The organism is Streptomyces sp. HUAS TT11 (genome assembly GCF_051553595.1).
Taxonomy (GTDB): Bacteria; Actinomycetota; Actinomycetes; order Streptomycetales; family Streptomycetaceae; genus Streptomyces.
The window spans coordinates 3278011-3294305 of record NZ_CP196184.1; the positions used below are offsets into that span (position 1 = coordinate 3278011).

At 71.5% G+C, this 16295-nt stretch carries 13 protein-coding genes and 1 pseudogene; 4 read left to right on the forward strand and 10 right to left on the reverse strand.

Annotated features, from left to right (window positions below; translation table 11 throughout):
- Positions 1 to 100: 100 nt before the first annotated feature.
- Positions 101 to 1069, reverse strand: coding sequence for a winged helix-turn-helix transcriptional regulator (locus ACSHXN_RS14605; protein WP_438303221.1), 969 nt, complete (start codon positions 1067 to 1069; stop codon positions 101 to 103).
- A 14-nt stretch (positions 1070 to 1083) separates the two neighbouring features.
- Positions 1084 to 1770, reverse strand: a complete 687-nt coding sequence (locus ACSHXN_RS14610; protein ID WP_355133442.1) for a TetR/AcrR family transcriptional regulator — start codon at positions 1768 to 1770, stop codon at positions 1084 to 1086.
- On the opposite strand from ACSHXN_RS14610, the gene ACSHXN_RS14615 reads away from it, so the two are divergent.
- A complete protein-coding gene (locus ACSHXN_RS14615) occupies positions 1769 to 2089 on the forward strand; it encodes an EthD domain-containing protein (RefSeq protein WP_438303222.1) in 321 nt (106 codons plus the stop codon). The two genes, ACSHXN_RS14610 and ACSHXN_RS14615, sit on opposite strands and share 2 nt — an antisense overlap.
- 65 nt (positions 2090 to 2154) lie before the next feature.
- Here ACSHXN_RS14615 and ACSHXN_RS14620 read toward each other — a convergent pair whose 3' ends face one another.
- Both ACSHXN_RS14620 and ACSHXN_RS14625 read right to left on the reverse strand, forming a co-directional pair.
- Complete coding sequence (locus ACSHXN_RS14620; protein ID WP_438303223.1) at positions 2155 to 3084, reverse strand: SDR family NAD(P)-dependent oxidoreductase; 930 nt, start codon at positions 3082 to 3084, stop codon at positions 2155 to 2157.
- Positions 3085 to 3130: 46 nt separating this feature from the next.
- Positions 3131 to 4018, reverse strand: a complete 888-nt coding sequence (locus ACSHXN_RS14625) for an SDR family NAD(P)-dependent oxidoreductase (protein ID WP_438303224.1) — start codon at positions 4016 to 4018, stop codon at positions 3131 to 3133.
- A gap of 72 nt (positions 4019 to 4090) precedes the next feature.
- Between ACSHXN_RS14625 and ACSHXN_RS14630 the strand changes: the two genes are divergently transcribed.
- Positions 4091 to 5011 (forward strand): LysR family transcriptional regulator, encoded by a 921-nt coding sequence (locus tag ACSHXN_RS14630; RefSeq protein ID WP_355133436.1) that lies wholly within the window; start codon positions 4091 to 4093, stop codon positions 5009 to 5011.
- An 806-nt stretch (positions 5012 to 5817) separates the two neighbouring features.
- On the opposite strand, the pseudogene ACSHXN_RS14635 reads toward ACSHXN_RS14630, so the two are convergent.
- Positions 5818 to 6048 (reverse strand): annotated as a pseudogene (locus ACSHXN_RS14635) (hypothetical protein); the annotation flags it as partial.
- A 332-nt stretch (positions 6049 to 6380) separates the two neighbouring features.
- Positions 6381 to 7346 carry a LysR family transcriptional regulator gene (locus ACSHXN_RS14640; protein WP_438303225.1) on the reverse strand — a complete coding sequence of 322 codons (966 nt, stop codon included), beginning with the start codon at positions 7344 to 7346 and terminating at the stop codon, positions 6381 to 6383.
- A 134-nt stretch (positions 7347 to 7480) separates the two neighbouring features.
- Between ACSHXN_RS14640 and ACSHXN_RS14645 the strand changes: the two genes are divergently transcribed.
- Complete coding sequence (locus tag ACSHXN_RS14645; RefSeq protein WP_438303226.1) at positions 7481 to 8725, forward strand: MFS transporter; 1245 nt, start codon at positions 7481 to 7483, stop codon at positions 8723 to 8725.
- A gap of 110 nt (positions 8726 to 8835) precedes the next feature.
- Here the strand turns inward: ACSHXN_RS14645 and ACSHXN_RS14650 are convergent, their stop codons facing one another.
- The 4 genes from ACSHXN_RS14650 to budA all read right to left on the reverse strand — a co-directional run bounded on the left by ACSHXN_RS14650 (position 8836) and on the right by budA (position 14103).
- Positions 8836 to 9417: a hypothetical protein gene (locus ACSHXN_RS14650; protein WP_438303227.1), complete on the reverse strand. Its 582-nt coding sequence runs from the start codon at positions 9415 to 9417 to the stop codon at positions 8836 to 8838.
- A 257-nt stretch (positions 9418 to 9674) separates the two neighbouring features.
- The gene (locus ACSHXN_RS14655) at positions 9675 to 11360 is read right to left on the reverse strand and encodes an alpha-keto acid decarboxylase family protein (protein ID WP_355133428.1); all 1686 of its coding nucleotides are present in this window, start codon (positions 11358 to 11360) and stop codon (positions 9675 to 9677) included.
- Between the two features lie 91 nt (positions 11361 to 11451).
- The gene (alsS, locus tag ACSHXN_RS14660) at positions 11452 to 13137 is read right to left on the reverse strand and encodes an acetolactate synthase AlsS (protein WP_355803263.1); all 1686 of its coding nucleotides are present in this window, start codon (positions 13135 to 13137) and stop codon (positions 11452 to 11454) included.
- Positions 13138 to 13293: 156 nt separating this feature from the next.
- On the reverse strand, positions 13294 to 14103 hold the full coding sequence (budA, locus tag ACSHXN_RS14665) for an acetolactate decarboxylase (protein WP_355133424.1): 810 nt from the start codon (positions 14101 to 14103) through the stop codon (positions 13294 to 13296).
- 485 nt (positions 14104 to 14588) lie between these two features.
- Here budA and ACSHXN_RS14670 point away from each other — a divergent pair, with 485 nt between their 5' ends.
- Positions 14589 to 16217, forward strand: a complete 1629-nt coding sequence (locus ACSHXN_RS14670; RefSeq protein ID WP_355133422.1) for an esterase-like activity of phytase family protein — start codon at positions 14589 to 14591, stop codon at positions 16215 to 16217.
- Positions 16218 to 16295: the final 78 nt, after the last annotated feature.

Below are 16295 nucleotides of genomic sequence, written 5' to 3' on the forward strand. Positions count from 1 at the left end.
GCGGCGGGCATCCGCGGAGGCGGTCCGCGGGCGCACCTCGGACCAACTCCGCGCATGCCCGGACCGCAGCACCGACCGGGCGCGCCGGGCCGTCCGGCCGTCACTCAGGCGGACGGAGGCCGCCACGGCGGGCTGTGGCTGTCGACGTACCAGTCGAAGCCCTCCGCCACCAGCGCGGTGATCTGCCCCATGTCGATCTCCTCGCCTGCGGGGCCGGGCTCACGCAGATGGAACGGCGGTGGGTAGAAGCAGTCATCACCCCGGAGTCGGGGACGGCCACAACCGTGGAGTCCGGTGCGTGGCGGCCGCCCACATGCCGGACCTCGATCCCGCCCGGGAGCACCAGCCGGTCGGCGAAGGTGCGGGTCGGAGGCCGCACGGCGAAGTCGGCCCAGCTGCCCATGGCCCGTGCGCGGGCCGTGAAGCTCGGCCCCAGGCCGGGTTCGGCGGCCACCTGCTCCTTCAGATACGCATGGCTCCACGGGCGGCGCGCCTCGGCGGACAGCAGTGCCGCACCCGATTCATGACCGACGATCTCCTCGGCCTCCCAGGCGCAGGCGCCCCAGGTGTGGTCCCAATGGTGGTGCGTGTACACCAGCCGGCGGGCGGCGGGCAGTCCTGCCTCCGCCATGGCCGCCTGCACCGATCGGGCGTGCGCCGGACTCCGACCGGCATCGACCACCGTGCTGCCCGCGTCGTCGGCGACCACGGCGACACAGGGCTTGACCGCCTCGGGATCCGGATCGCCGGGGTGGATCCACACCCGGCCGGACAACCGCCTCAACGGAGTTGTCATCCCCGCAGCGGTCAGTTCGTACTCCACACGCGGCGGCACCTCGGGGTGGACGATGCGGCGCACCACCCCGTCGGCCTCCAGGGCGCGCAGCTGCTGGATCAGCATTTTCTGGGTCACCTGGGGAACGGCACGTTCGAGGCCGGAGAAGCGGCGCGGCTGGTGCACCGCGAGGTGGTGAATGATCAGCACTTTCCATCGGCCCCGGATGATGCCCATCGCGTGCTCGACCCGGTCGATGGAGCAGTCCGGGCCGGGCGCGTCGGCGGAGTTCACGGCGCGCTCCCTCGCTACCGAGGTGTGCCGTCGGTGTCGCGGGCGCCATCCGGACGTCCGGCCGTGAGCGCCGACACCAGCCGGCGGTTGGCCTCCTGCGCCGTCATGCCCCAGTCCCATTCGTCCTTGTGCAGACGCAGCGAGACGACGCCGTGCCAGACCGACCACAGCAGGAGGGCGGCGGGGAAGGGGGCGTCCGGGTCGACCCTGCGGGCGAGTTCCACGATCCGCCGCTGCAGCCTGGGGCCGTACTCCGCCCTGCCGGCCGGGAGTTCGTCGCCGCTCTCGAAGAGCAGCTGGTAGGCGCCCGGGTGCTCGAGCGCCCACGAGATATAGGCGTCACCCGCGACCACCAGCGCGTCGGCGCCCAATCCCGCCGAGTCCAACGCCGTTTCGACGGCGTCGATCAAAGAGGTGTACTCGGCGTCGAGCACGTCGGACCGGAGGTCGGCTTCCGAGGGGAAATGCCAGTAGACCGCCGACGGAGCGACCCCGCAGGCCTTCGCGATCGACCGCAGCGACGGGACGGCGACGGGCTGCGGCTGCGCGAGCATCGCCACCGCGGCGGCGACGAGCTCCGCCCGGAGGTCCCGGCTGCCCTTGGCTTCGCTTGTAGTACCCACCGGCCCATTGAACACCTGTTCATTGTAAAATCCAATGAACAGGTGTTCAGGAATGAGGACAGCGATGTTGACGCTCATGACGGTGATCCGTAAGCGGCCCGAGATCTCGACGGAGAACTTCCGGCACTTCATGGAACACGAGTACGGCCCGACCTATGCGGCCCTGCCCCAGGTGCGTGAGTACGTGCAGTACTACCTGTCGGACTCCGGTGGAGACGGCGCTGAGGAACCGATCGACGCCATCGTGCGGATCAGTTTCGATTCGGAGGCGGCGATGCGGAAGGCTCTCGCGACGGAGGAGTACCGCAGGGCGCACGGCCTGCGGCAGGCGTACCTGCGCGACACGTCGGCCGGCATCCACTCGGCCGTGCTCGATCGGCAGGTGCGGCTGGTCTAGGAACAGGTGCGGCTGGTCCAGGAGCACGGCGCCGAGCGGACGCCGTCCCGAGGACTTCGGACGGTTCAGCCGGCGTGGGCGAGCAGTTCCCGCGACAGAGCCCACAGGCGACGGCCGTTGTCCGGGTCGACGGCGTAGCGGGCGACGCCGTCGAGGGTGCCGGAGCGGCGGTCCACGACCTCGCTCTCGTTGCAGTCGGCGAAGTACCGGCCGCCCACGCCCTCGAGAAGGGGCGAGGTGGCGAGCAGGACGGAGGTGGCGGCGCCCTGTTCGACGGTCTTGATCAGATGGGCGGGGACCCTTCCGCTGCCGCGGCCGCCGGTGTGGCGCTGGAGATGGGTGTAGACGGCCCCGGGCATCAGGGCGTTGGCCGTGATGTTGTCGTCGGCCCAGCGGCGGGTCGCCTCCACCGCGAAGAGGACGTTGGCGGTCTTGGACTGGCCGTAGGCGAGCCAGGGATCATAGCGGCGGAAGGCGAAGTCGACGTCGTCCCACACGATCGGTGACTGCTGGTGGCCGGTGGAGCTGACGACGACGATGCGGGCGGAGCCGTCGGCGGCCAGCGCCTTGTGCAGGCCGGTGGCGAGGGCGAAGTGGCCCAGGTGGTTGGTGGCGAACTGCCACTCCCGGCCCTGGTCGGTGTACCGCTCGGGGCAGGCCATGACGCCGGCGTTGTTCACCAGGACGTGCAGTGGTCCCCGCCAGACAGCGGCGAAGGCCGCGGCGGACGCCGGATCCGTCAGGTCCAGATGCGTGACACGCACCTCCTGATTGCCGGTCGTCGCGGTGATCTCCTTGGCGACCCGCTCGCCCGCCGCCGTGTCCCGCACGGCGAGGGTGACCTCCGCCCCCGTGCCGGCCAGGGCGCGGGCCGTCTCCGCCCCGATACCGGAGGAGGCGCCGGTCACCACGGCCCGGCGTCCCGTGAGGTCGATCCCCTCCGCGACCTCGGCGGCGGTGCTGGAGAAACCGAACGGGGTGGTGATGGCACTCATACGTGAACTCCTTGCTGTGTGCGGAAACCTGCCTGCCGACCCGTGCTCAAGGCGTGACCAGCCCGTCCTGCTCGACGAGGGGTGTGCCGTCGTGCCACGGCAGGACCTTGCCGAAGCGGACCAGCTCGCCGTGGAGGGCGGGATCGACATGCTCGGCGAGGGCGAGGTCCAGCACGGCGCGTGCGGCCTCGGAGGGGGACTGCGCCTGGCTGAAGTCGCTGAACCAGGGGCGCGAGGTGGCGGTATCGACCATGCCGGGGCAGACCGAGGCGATCAGGATGCCGGCGGCGAGGTCGTGTTCGCGGCGAGCGGCGGCGACCGCGCGGACGGCGGCGACCTGGGCCACCTTGGAAGGCACGTTCAGCCAGACCGGCCAACCCGCGTCCGCTGCGGTGCCGTTGTGGACGGCGCTGCGCCAGGACTCGACGGCGTACTCGACCTGGTCGAGGTCGGCGCCGTCGAACAGGTGGTGCAACCGCGGATCGAGGTGCCCGAGGGTGCCCAGGCTGCTGGCCACGACGAGCAGCCGACCGCCGGGGCGCAGGACGGGGCCGAAGGAGCGCAGGATCGCGTGGGTGGCCGTGTTGGAGACGTTGATGAACTCGTCGGCCCGATCGGCCTGTGATTCCCCGGGCAGCAGGCGGGCGACCGCGTTGGAGACGACGATGTCGACCCCTCCGTACCGCGCCCCCATTTCGTCCGCGAGGCGGGCGACGGCCTCGGTGTCGGTGACGTCCAGGACCCGGCCCTCCACGCGGGCGCGGGTGCCGGACAGCCCGGTGACCTCGTCCGCGGCGTCCGCCACACGCCGTTCGTGGCGTCCGGTGAGCAGGACCAGGTCGTCCGGGTCCATCCGGGCGGCCAGTCCTTCGACGAGGGCACGGCCGAGCCCCTGGTTGGCGCCGGTGACGAGGGCGATGCGTGAAGCGTTCATGCATGCCACGCTAGGAACGCCCGGGACCATGAGTCCAACGAAAGTTGCGCACGGCTGGTATGCGAGATCGTCATGGACTTCACCGATGTGTCGCTGACCGCGCTGCGGGTCTTCCGCGCGGTGGCCGAACAGGGGACCTTCACCGCGGCCGCGGCGTCGCTCGGCTACACCCAGTCGGCGGTCTCCCGGCAGATCGCCGCGATCGAGCGGGCGGCGGGCTCGGAGTTGCTGGAGCGGCGGCGCGACGGGGTACGGCTCACCGCGGCCGGCCGTGTGGTGCTGCGTCGCGCGACGACCGTGCTCGACGAGATCGAGGCCACCGCGCGGGAGCTGTCCGGACTGCCCGAAGGGGCCGGGACGGTACGTCTGGGCTGGTTCCCCAGCGCCGGTGCCGTCCTGGTGCCCCGGGCCCTGACCTCGCTCCGCGCGTCGGACCCCGGCCTGGACGTCGTCGGACGGGAGGGCAGTACACCCGCGCTGGTACGCGCCCTGCGGGCCGGCAGCCTGGACCTGGCCCTGCTCGCGTCGGCGCCGCCTTTCAGGCCGCCGGACACCGAGTCTCCCCCGCTCGCGCTGCAGACGCTCACCGAACGGGCGCTGTGCCTCGCCGTACCCGCCGTCCACCCTCTTGCCCGCGGCGACTTCGTCGATGTGGCCGACCTGCGCGGGCAGCGCTGGATCGCGGGCTCCTCCTCCGGGGAGGACCGGCTGATGGGTGTGTGGCCGGGACTGGACGAGCGTCCCGAGATCGCCCACACCGCGCGCGACTGGCTGGCCAAGCTCCATCTGGTGGCCGCCGGCCTCGGGTTGACCACCGCGCCCGCGACCCTCGCCGCCGCCGCGCCGCCCGGCGTCCGCATCCTCCCGGTCCGCGGCGGCCCCCAGGAACAGCGGCGACTGCTCCTGGCCCGGCTCCCCCAGCCGCCGACCGAGCCGGTCATCCGGGTCGCGGCGGCCCTCCGCGCCGCGGCGCTCGACACCGACACCCGCTGACCCCCCGGATGCCGGCGCGCCTGTCGGCGTGACGGGATCCGGACCGGCGAGCGCTCGGCCGCGGCGCGCAGATGACCGTTCCGCGGGCCGACGGGCGCACGGTCCCAAGACCCCCGCGGCTCAGCGCCGCGCCGGCGGCCAGCCGCCCGGGCAGGGCACCCGCAGCGACGCCACCCGGACCGGCGTGTACTCAGCCGCCGCACACACGCGGCCGTCCCGCAGGACGACGGCACCGCTGACCGCCACCACCTCCGTCCAACCCGACGGCATACGACCCAAAACCCCCGCGGCTCAGCGCCACGTCGGCGGCCAGTCGCACGGGCAGGGCACCCGCAGCGACGCCGCCCGAACCGGCGTGTACTCGACCGCCGCACACACGCGACCGACCCGCAGAACAACCGCACCACTGACCGCCACCACCTCCGTCAACCCGACGGCATACGACCCAAAACCGCCACGGCTCAGCGCCACGTCGGCGGCCAGTCGCACGGGCGGTGCACCCGCAGCGACGCCGCCCGAACCGGCGTGTACTCAGCCGCCGCACACACGCGACCGACCCGCAGGACGACGGCACCGCTGTCCGGCATCGCGTCGATCGGCTCGGCGGCGAGCGTCCCCGGCGTACGGCCCAGAAGCCGTGCGGCGTCGCGCAGCCAGGCCCGTGCGTACAGGTAGGTCTCGGCCCGGTCGGCCGGGATCCCGTCACGGATCGTCAGGGCGAACGTGAAGATCCGCCGGGCGCCGTACCAGACCCCTCCCTCCGGGTCGTCCACGAACCGCTGGGCGCGTCGCAGCGCGGCGGCGAACGCCGCATCGGGATCCGCCGTGGTGGCGCCGGCATGGAAGTAGCCGTGCTGCTGGGTCACTTCGGGCCGGCTCGGGAGCACGATGTGCACGCGGCCCGGCGCGATGTGTGCAATCCGCGCACCGAGGTGGCTCATACGGCGGTGGGACGGGTCTCTCGGCCGGCCGGGCCTTCCACCGGTGGGAGACCGCCGTCGGCGATCATCGTGGCACCGGAGACGCCGGGGGACCACCCGGCCCTGGAGGAGCGGGAATTGAGCAGGGTGGGTCGCACCCACCGTGGGCTGCGGCGCGGGGACGATCGGCGGGCATCGGGGTCATACGGAAACCGCCCGGTTCGTCCCGAAAACGGCCGATGACGCGAAGACCCCGAGGGCAGGGACTGCCCGCCGAGCCCGTGGGACGCGGCCCGGCGCAGGCATTTGGCCCCCGCGCGGCCCGCCGTCCCGGTACCGGCGGGCCGGCGCCTCGGAAAGCGCCGTCGCGGGGTATGCGGAACGTACGCCTCCGCCGGCCGGAACGGAAGACCCCTGCGGTATCGGCCCATCCCTTGAGACGGGAGCACTCAGCCTGCGGCCGTCACCGGGCGGTCCGCATCCGGTCGCCTCGCCCAGGCCGGTGTCCAGGTCCCGGTGCCTGAGCGGTCGAACCGCCCGGAGCCGAGGTGGGCACGGAGCGCGGCGAGCGCCGGATGCGGATTGCCCCGGCGCCACAGCAGCGAATGCGGATAGACCGGTGTCGGACCGTGCACGGCGATCCGCCGCAGACCGTGGTCGGCGGGCCAGACGAGCCGTGTCCGCTCGCCGACGAAGGTCGCCGTCGACCGGGAGTCGGCGATGGTGTCCAGCAGGGGTTCGGTGCCGAAGTCCGGGCCGGTGATCTCGATGGTCAGCTCGAACTCGGCGGCGAGGGCGTCGTAGTAGGCGGCCCACTCGGTTCCGGGAACGAGGCCGGGCATCCAGATGCGGTGTCCGGCGAGCTCGGCCGGCCCGACGGTACGGGCGGCGGCGAGCGCGTGGGCGGGGCCGGTGAGGAGCTGGACGGGCTCGTCGAACGCCGGGACGGCCCCGATGTCGTCGGGGAGCCGCCGGCCCGGCATGGTCACGGCGCGGAAGGACGTGTCGATCGTGCCGGACCGGATGGCGTCGACGGCCGCGTCGGCGTCGAAGAGGGTCACGACGTCGAGCTCGACCTCGGGGTGCGCGCGATGGAAGTCGCCCAGCACGGCGGCCGGGGCGAGCCGCCGGCCGATCACGTCGACGCGCAGCGCCCGGCGTCCGGGGCGCACCGAGGCGACCGCCCGCTCCTCGGCCCGCAGGAGATCCCGGGCATGGGGCAGGAACGCCTGACCGTCGATGGTGAGCTGCGCTCCTCGCACGGTACGGGTGAACAGCCGCACACCGAGGATCTTCTCCAGCGTGGCGATGCGTTTGGAGACGGCCTGCTGGGTGATCGACAGCTCGGCGGCGGCGTCCTGGAACCGCCCCGCGTCCGCGGCGGCCACAAAGGTGCGTACGGCGGCGAGATCCACCCGGCCACGGTATCGACACAACGCATGGTTGTGCTTCCCTGGCTCTCCGGTTGTTTGATCAGGCGGCCTGCCGCTCGCTTTGATACCGGTGGTCAGCATGTGGTTGTCGAGATCGGGCGAGAGGTGCGGTGGGGATGCCGGGCAGGCGGGCGCTGGGGCGGCAGTTCGGCTGGCTGTGGGCGGCCTTCGCCGTCAGCTCGTACGGCACATGGCTGGGGTTCGGCGCGTTTCCGCTGATCGCGATCGTCGTACTGCACTCCGGGCCGACCCAGGTGGCGGTACTGGCCGCCGCGGGTCGGGCGGTGGGGGCCGTGGTCGCGGTACCGCTCGGACCGTGGGTGGAGTTCCGCCGCAAGCGGCCGGTCATGATCACGATGGACCTGGCCCGGTGCGCGGCGATGGTGAGCGTGCCCGCCGCGTTCGCGTTCGGTGTGCTCGGCTTCGCCCAACTGCTCCTCGTCTCCGTCGTCGTGGCCGCGGCCAACATCGCCTTCAACGCGGCCGGCGGCGCCTTTGTGAAAACGCTCGTGGCGCGGGAGGACCTGCTCATCGCCAACGGACGGTTCGAATCCACGATGTGGACGGCGTCCATGGTCGGGCCGCCGCTGGGAGGCGCGGCGATCGGGATCTTCGGCCCGATGACGACCGTGGTGGCCGACGCGGTCAGCTATCTGCTCTCGGCGCTGGGCATCCGCGCCATCGGCGGGACGGAACCACGTCCGGAGCGGACCGGTACACCCCGGCTGCGCGCCGGCGACCTGCTCGAAGGCTGGCGTCACATCCTGGCCCACCCCACACTGCGTCCACTGCTCCTCAACGCGATCGCGGTCAACGGCCTGATCATGGCCTCCGAGCCGCTGCTCGCCGTCCTGCTGCTGGGCCGTCTCGGGTTCGCACCCTGGCAGTACGGTCTCGTGTTCGCGGCCCCCTGCGCCGGTGGCCTCATCGGCTCTCGTCTGGCGCACCGGTTCGTGACGCGGTTCGGGCAGCAGAAGGTGATCCGCACCGCCGGTGCGCTGCGGGCGTGCTGGCCCGTCGGGCTGGCCTTCGTGCGGCCCGGTGTCCCCGGGATCGTGCTCATCATCGCCGTCCAGTTCGGACTGGTGACCTGCTGCGCCCTGTACAACACGGTGCTGTCCACCCACCGGCTCGAACACACCGCACCCGACCGGGTCGCCCGCACCCTGTCCGCGTGGTCGGTCAGCACCAGCGCCTCCATCGCGGCCATGACCGCCGTGTGGGGTCTGCTGGCCGCGGTCACCGGCCCCCGCACCGCGATCGCGATCGCGGGTGTCCTCCTCCTGGCCACTCCGCTGCTGCTCCCGCGCCGCGAGAAGACCACCGGGGACAGCAGGGAACAGGCCGCGAGCCTCACATGACGAGCCGGGCCCCGACCCGACCCGACCGCACTGCTTCTCCCGGTCCGTCGGGGTGTCCTGACGGTTCGCCCGTCATGTGCCGCACATACCGGAATGTCCGTACAGGGCCGTCAGGACGGCGGGTCCGGTGCACGAACGGGCCGGATCGCCGCCGGATCCCAGCGGTACATCCGCTTGAACGCGACCCACGCCCCCCACCCGGGCTCGTACAGCGAGGTCATCACCAAGGCCACCGCCCGGTTGCGCGGCCCGCGGTAGATGCAGCGCAGCCGGCCGGGGCGCCAGAGCCCGCCGACGCGCACCTCGACCTCGCGGTGCGGCCAGTACGTCGTGTGATCACCCGTGAAGCAGTCGAGCATCTGGCCGGTGCCGATCGCATGGGCGTCGCCCTCGCGCGGCTGCGCCTCCGCCGTCGCGAGCACCTCCCTCGAGGTGTATTCGAGGCTCATCCGGTCCGGATCCCATGCGACCCACACCATGGGGATCGACGGCGACGGCCAGTCGACGATCGTGAGGATCGCCCGGGTTCCGTCCGGCAGATCGCGGTACTGGATGACCTGGGTCCGCTGCCGTCGCCCATCGCGGCTGAGCGTGAGCCAGAGGCCGGTGCGGTTGAACTCCACCTCCTCCCTCGCCGGCACGCGGACCGGTATCGGCAGCGGGACCTCTTCCGCATCACGCCATTCGCTCATGTGTTCGAAAATAGCGCCGAGTCTCGGTTCTGACGAGGCGGCAGCGCGAGATTCACCCGAAGGTGGCACCGGGCGGCCGGAGAGCCCCCCGCGGTCCGGCGGCGGGCGGGCCCGGACCGGGCGGGCAGCGCCGCCCGGCGAACGGACCGCCGTGTCCGGTGAGCCTCTCACCAGGCGGAACGCGGTGCAGCCGGTCGCCGGTCGCCGGTCGCCGGTCGCCGGTCGCCGGTCGCCGGTCGCCGGTCGCCGGTACACGATCAGGAGATGGGCGCGTGGTGGTAGTCGGAGGTGGAGAACGCCCTGCCCAACTGGACGAGGGACTCCGGCGCGTCCAGGCGCTCCATGAACGCCTCGACGAACACGAGCCGGTCGCGGTTGGCGCCCGCCGTTTCGAACGCGGCCGCGAGTTCGTCCTCGGTGGTCGCCTTGACGGTGACGGCCAGGCCCAGCGGGTCGAAGGCCTCGACCAGCCGGTCGTACCGCCAGGTGGCGATGTTGTTGTAACCCGCGTTCGCGCCCAGGATGCAGCGCTCGACCGTGTAGCCGTCGTTGTTGATCAGGATGACGACGGGGTTGAGGCCGTGCCGCAGCACCGTGGACAGTTCCTGCGCGGTCAGCTGGAAGGAGCCGTCGCCGATCAGCAGGATGTGACGGCGCTCGGGTGCGGCGAGCATGCATCCCAGCAGCGCCGGGAGCGTGTAGCCGATCGAGCCCCACAGGGGCTGACCCACGAAGGTGCAGCCGTGCGGGAAGGGCAGTTCGGCGCATCCGAAGTACGAGGTGCCCTGGTCGGCGATCACCACGTCACCCGGTTCGAGGAACTCCTGGAACTGCTCCCAGAAGCGCTCCTGGACGAGCCGGGCCGAGCGGGCGGGCTCGTGGGGCGTCGCTCCGCCGACGCACCGCCGGAACTGCGAGGTGATGTCGGAGGGTTTGCGGATGCCGGCGCCGACGAGAGCCTGGATCGCGTCCTTCATGGACACATGGGCGTGCTGGATGGAGCCCACGACGGCGGCCGTCGGGTGGAGTGCGATCAGCCGGGAGGGGTCGATGTTCTGGGAGAACCCCCCGGTGACCGAGTCGGTGAACTGAGTTCCGACGGCCACAAGGCAGGCCGCGTTCTCGATGGTCTCCCTGACGTAGGAGTCGCTGAGCTTTCCCGCGTACCCGCCGATGAACTGGTCGTGGTCCTCCGGGAAGACGCCCTTGGCGTTGCTGAGGCAGGCCACGGGGCAGCCGATGGCCTCGACCAGTCGGACCAGTTGCGGGGCGAGACGGTACCGGTCGACCTCGGGGCCGAGCAGCACGGCCACCGAGTCCGCCGAGCGCAGCAGGTCCCGTGCCTGGTCGGTGAACTTCGCGAGCCTGCGGGGGTCGCTGGACGGCTCGGCGAGGACCAGCGGCTCGCCCGGCGGCTCGATCGCCTCGTACGCCAGGTCCGAGGGCAGCATGATGTACACGGGACGTTTGAGCAGCCAGCAGAAGCGCAGCACCCGGTCGATCTCCGAGGCGGCGTTGTCGCGGGTCAGCATCGCCTGGGCGACCGTGTACTCCTCGGCGCACCTCGCCGCGCGCCGGAAGTCGCCGTCACCGGCCGTGTGATGGACCTTCTGCTTGTCCTCCATGACGAAGGTCGCCGGCGTTCCCACCACGGACACGACGGGCACGGACTCGGCGTACGCGCCGGCGACGCCGTTCAGGGCGCTCAGCTCCCCCACGCCGAAGGTGGTGACCAGCGCCGCGATCCCGTTGAGCCGGCCGTAACCGTCCGCGGCGTAGGCGGCGTTGAGCTCGTTGCAGTTCCCGATCCATTCGATGCCGTCCATCGCCTCGAGCTGGTCGAGGAATTCCAGCTGATAGTCGCCGGGTACTCCGAAGACGTGCCCGACCCCGATCTCCCGCAGACGGCGCAGCAGGTAGTCGCCAACGGTGCAGGTGCCCATGTCATGGCCTTTCTCGTGCCGGGTTTCGGATCCGGGAGCCGTCGGACCGCGGGGCTCGTCGGGGGGATCCGGTGGTGCGCGGTGGAAGCGCCTACTCGAGGACCCCTTCGTGGAGTTGGGCGAAGAGTTCGGTGTTCCGCGTGTAGTCCACGAGGACGTCGATGATCGTGATGCCCGGCTGGACCCGGGCTTCGCGCGAGAGGGCCTCGCCGAGGACCTTGGCGAACTGCTCCTCGGTCTCGACGCGGTAGCCGTGGGCGCCGAAGGCTCCGGCGTACTGGGCGATGTCGTAGTCGCCGAGCTGTACTCCCGAGGTGCGCCCGTACTTCAGCTCCTCCTGGAAGCGCACCATGTCGTAGGTGTTGTCGCGCAGGATCACATGGGTGAAGTGCAGGCCGAGGCGGGTTGCCGTCTCCAGTTCCTGGGCACTGAACAGGAATCCCCCGTCGCCCGACACGGACACGACCTGCTTGCCGGGCCGTACCAGGCAGGCCGCCATGGCCCAGGGCAGGGCCACGCCGAGCGTCTGCTGGCCGTCCGAGAACAGCAGGTGCCGGGGCTCGTAGGCGCGGAAGTGCCGGGCCGTGTAGATGTAGTGCGAGCCCACGTCGCAGGTGACGGTGGCGTCGTCGTCGATCAGGTCGCGCAGCGTGAGCAGGACCGACACCGGATTGAGGCCGGCCCGCGTGTGGCTCGCCGTGCGCGCGGTGTCGTCGGCCTCCTTCAGCGCCTTCCGCTGCTCGGCGAGTTCACCGAGGACCTCGGGGTCGAGACGGAGCCCCGGCAGGTGTCCGGCCAGGGCCCGGACCGTGGCGGCGACATCACCCTGCAACTCGATGGCCGGCTGGTAGTGGTTGTCGATGTTCGCGGGCACCACGTCGATGTGGACGACGGTGCGGGACGGGTCGGTGTTCCACAGCTTCGGGTCGTACTCGACGGCGTCGAATCCGATGGTCACCAGCACGTCCGCGTGCGAGATGACGATGTCGCCCGGCTGGTTGCGGAACAGGCCGACCCGGCCGAGGTAGTGCTCGTCCAGCGTCCGGGAGACGACCCCCGCGGCCTGGAACGTCTCCACCACCGGCAGGTCGGTGTCCTCGAGGAGGGTGCGCAGGGCGGCGCAGGCCTCCGGATCGGCGCCCCGCACACCGGCGAGGATCACCGGCCGCCTGGCGTCACGGATGAGGCGGGCCGCCTGCTCGATGTCCTCGGCCGGTGCGGGCCCCAGGCGGGGTACGGGGCACGCCCTGGTGATGCCGGCGGCGATGGGCGTGGTCAGTACGTCGGAGGGCAGGATCACGGCCGCCGCCCCCCGGGGCTGGGTGACGGCGGCACGCAGGGCGTTGGCGACCGCTTCCGGGACGTTGTCGGCGTCGTTCACCTCGCCGGTGTACTTGGTGAAGGCCGTGAGGGCGGCGGTGGCGTCCATGGACTGGTGACTGCGCTTGAGGCGGTCCGCGCGAGGTACGGCCCCGCACAGCGCGACGACCGGGTCCTGCTCGGTGTTGGCGGTGAGAAGGCCGGTCGCGGTGTTGGACGTGCCCGGTCCCGAGGTGACGACGACGGCTCCCGGTGTTCCGGTGAGCCGTCCGACCGCCGCGGCCATGAAGACCGCGTTCTGTTCGTGGCGGCACACCACCAGTTGAGGGCCACTGTCCACCAGGGCGTCGTAGATCGAGTCGATCTTCGCGCCGGGCACTCCGAAAACATGGCTGACGCCGTACGCCGACAGCACCTCGACCGCGCGCTGGGCGGCACGCGCTTCAGACTCGGACATGGAATGCAGCCTCTCGTTGTGGTGGGAGAGAGCTCCTCGGCCACCGAAGTCCGAAGCCCGCCGGGCCCGTTGCCGAGCTGCGGGGCCGGTGGCGGAAGCGCACGCCCGCCGGTCGCGGGCAGCGGTTCCCGCGCGCCGGGTTCCGCAGGCCGCCGCTCAGCCGCCCTCGGCCCGGCGGATCTGATCCGTCAGGTTGCCGGGGGTCAGATCGGAGCTGAGGAACTGCTGTGTCGTCGGCAGACTGAGGTGGAGTTCGGAGCGCTCGCCGAGCGCGACGGTGCCGTGCTCGACGCGGAAGTCCAGGCAGTGACCGCCGTGTTCATGGGATGCGTCGATGAAGTGCAGGTGGTAGCCGGCCACCGAGATGCCCTGTTCGTAATCGGGTGTGCGGTAACCCGCCAAGGTCCCTTCCAGATCGGTGAAGTCGGTCTCCGCCTGTCCCTCGGCGGCCTCGGTCAGCGGGGGATACGGCGGCTCCTGCCTCCGCACCGTCCGGGTGCGGATCTCGCCGAAGCGTCCGGTGATCCGGATCGCGTAGATCAGGTTGGGGCTGCGGGCCAGGTCGTCCACGAGCGCGATCACCTCGGCACGGGTCATGGGCGCCGTGATCTCCTCGGTGATCTCCGGTGTGAACCACGTCATGGCCGCGAAGGGCGACAGATCGCCTCTGCCGGCGGTCTCCACGGAGCCGTCGGCGCGCAGGTGGTAGCAGACGCCGTCCAGGACGAGCATCTCGCCGTCGAGGTGGTTGAACGTGCCGAGCCCGAAGTCCCCGTGCTCGAGCAGGTGCCCCACGGAGACGTCGCCGTCGTAGACGCCGTCTATCAGCGCACCCATGGTCGAGCTCTGGTACACCTCGCGCGCTCGCCCCGCGTCGTGACGCACGCCGCCCCCGCCGTTGCGGTGCGCCAGGACCGTGCGGACGAACTTCCGGAGGCGGTCCGCGGGGGCCTCCTCGCTACCCATCCCTCGTGCCTCCCATCGCCCTGGGCGAGAGCAGGATCACCCGGGGGCGGACAAACCCGCTCCGGGGCGCCGTCCCGCCGCCGCCGGTGCGCTGGGCGTCGCGCAACGTCACCACCGCCGCCCGGATGCACAGGGCGCGGCGAACGTACCTCCCACAACATGCTGCCTGCATCCGGGCCGCACGCAACCGGAGGACCGCGCCCGGCCCGGCACTCGTCGGCGGCCCGCTTCTCCCGCGGGGCCGCCGTCCCGAATCCGCGCCGAGCGTCGGACAGGGGCCGCCGTTCACCCCCGGTACCGAGGGACCCCGGGGCCGTTCGAGGCCGCGTTCACGGGCGCTTGGCAAGTGCTGTACCTGCCGGCCAACTTCCCGTCACTCGAACTCCGGCTTTCGTCAAGTCCCGCTTGTCATGCCGGACATGTAGCGGAAAGAGGCTCGCCAGTCGTGCGCCCGCGAGGAGACGCACGGACTAGGAGGGGAACTCATGTCTCGTCTGAGGATCGCGACCGCCGCAGCCACCGCTGTGGTGCTGTCGCTGGCCGGCAGCAGCCTGGCCACTGCCGCACCGACGGCTCACGGCGGTCGGGGTCCGGTACTCAAGGCACGCTCCGACCGTTTCACGGCCCACGCAGGCCGGACGTTGACCGTCCGCGGCAAGGGCTTCCTGTCCAACGACAGCGGCAGACCGGCCACGCTCGTCTCGCACACCGAGACCGCACACGGCTCTCTGACGGTGCGCCAGGACGGTTCGTTCGACTACACCCCGAACCCGGGCTTCAAGGGCACCGACGGCTTCGACTACACGGTCAGCGATGCCGTCAAGCTCTACCGAACCCATCTGCCGGCGCTCACCACGATCGACGGGGTGAAGATCTCGGGCGGGGCGTACGGTTCGTCGCTCTACCCCGTGCCCGGCTCGAAGGACGAGTTCTACGGGATCACCGACCGCGGCCCGAACGTCGACACCCCTGACGGCCGCAAGGCGCTGCCCCTGCCGGACTTCCACCCGGCGATCGCCAAGATCCGCCTCGTCGGCACCAAGGCGGAGGTCCTGAAGACGATCCCGCTGCGCGCCGCCGACGGCACCCTGTACAACGGGCATGTGAACACCCAGGCGAACACGGGTGAGTCGCTGATCGACCTGGCCGGGAACGCGCTGCCGGCCTCACCGAACGGCTACGACCCCGAGGGCCTGGTCGCCCTGCCGGACGGCTCCTTCTGGGTGTCCGACGAATACGGCCCGTTCATCACCCACTTCTCCCGCGACGGCCGGGCGCTCCAGCGCCTGTCCCCCTTCAACGGCTCGCTCCCGGCCGAACTGGCCAACCGGGTGCCGAACAAGGGAATGGAGGGGCTGGCACTCACGCCCGACGGCAGCACGCTCGTCGGCATGATGCAGTCCGCGCTCCAGCAGCCCGACCTGCCGGCCGGCGTCAAGACCAAGAACGTCACCGTGCTGCGCATCGCGACGTACAACCTGCGTACCCGCGCGACGCACGAGTACGTCTACCTCCTCGACGACCCCAAGGTGACCAGCGGCGCGGTCAGCGAGATCACCGCGCTCAGCAACACCACGTTCGTCGTGGACGAGCGGGACGGCAACATGGAGCCCGGCGCGTTCAAGAAGCTCTTCAAGATCGACATCAGCCGGGCGACCGATGTCGGCCCCGCAGCCAGGGTGCAGGGCGCCACGTACGACGGGGCCGAGGGCGGGCTGCTCATCGGCCCGAAGCACCAGACCATCGACGCCTACGTGGGCGAGGACGACACCGCAACGGCCCGGGCCGCGCTGAAGACGGCCGGGATCACCCCGGTCGCCAAGAGCCCGTACCTGGACCTGGGCGCCCTGGTCACCCGCCTCGACCCGACCGGCGCGTTCTTCGGCCACGACAAGGTCGAGGGTGTCGCCACCACCGACCACGGCCGCACCTTGCTCATCAGCAACGACAGCGATTTCGGCATCGACGGCGTCACCAACGGGGCGGCGCCCTACACCCTGCACTCCAAGATCCTCCCGGGCGGACAGCAGGACGACGGCGAGTACCTGGCCGTCGACACCACCAAGCTGCCCGCCGCGACCAGCACCGCGCACGTCACCTTCACGGTGCGCTGACGGCGCCTCGCACCGACCTGCACAAGTGCACGACGGCGGGCTGTCGCCGCGGACCGATCCAGCGGTCCGCGGCGGCGG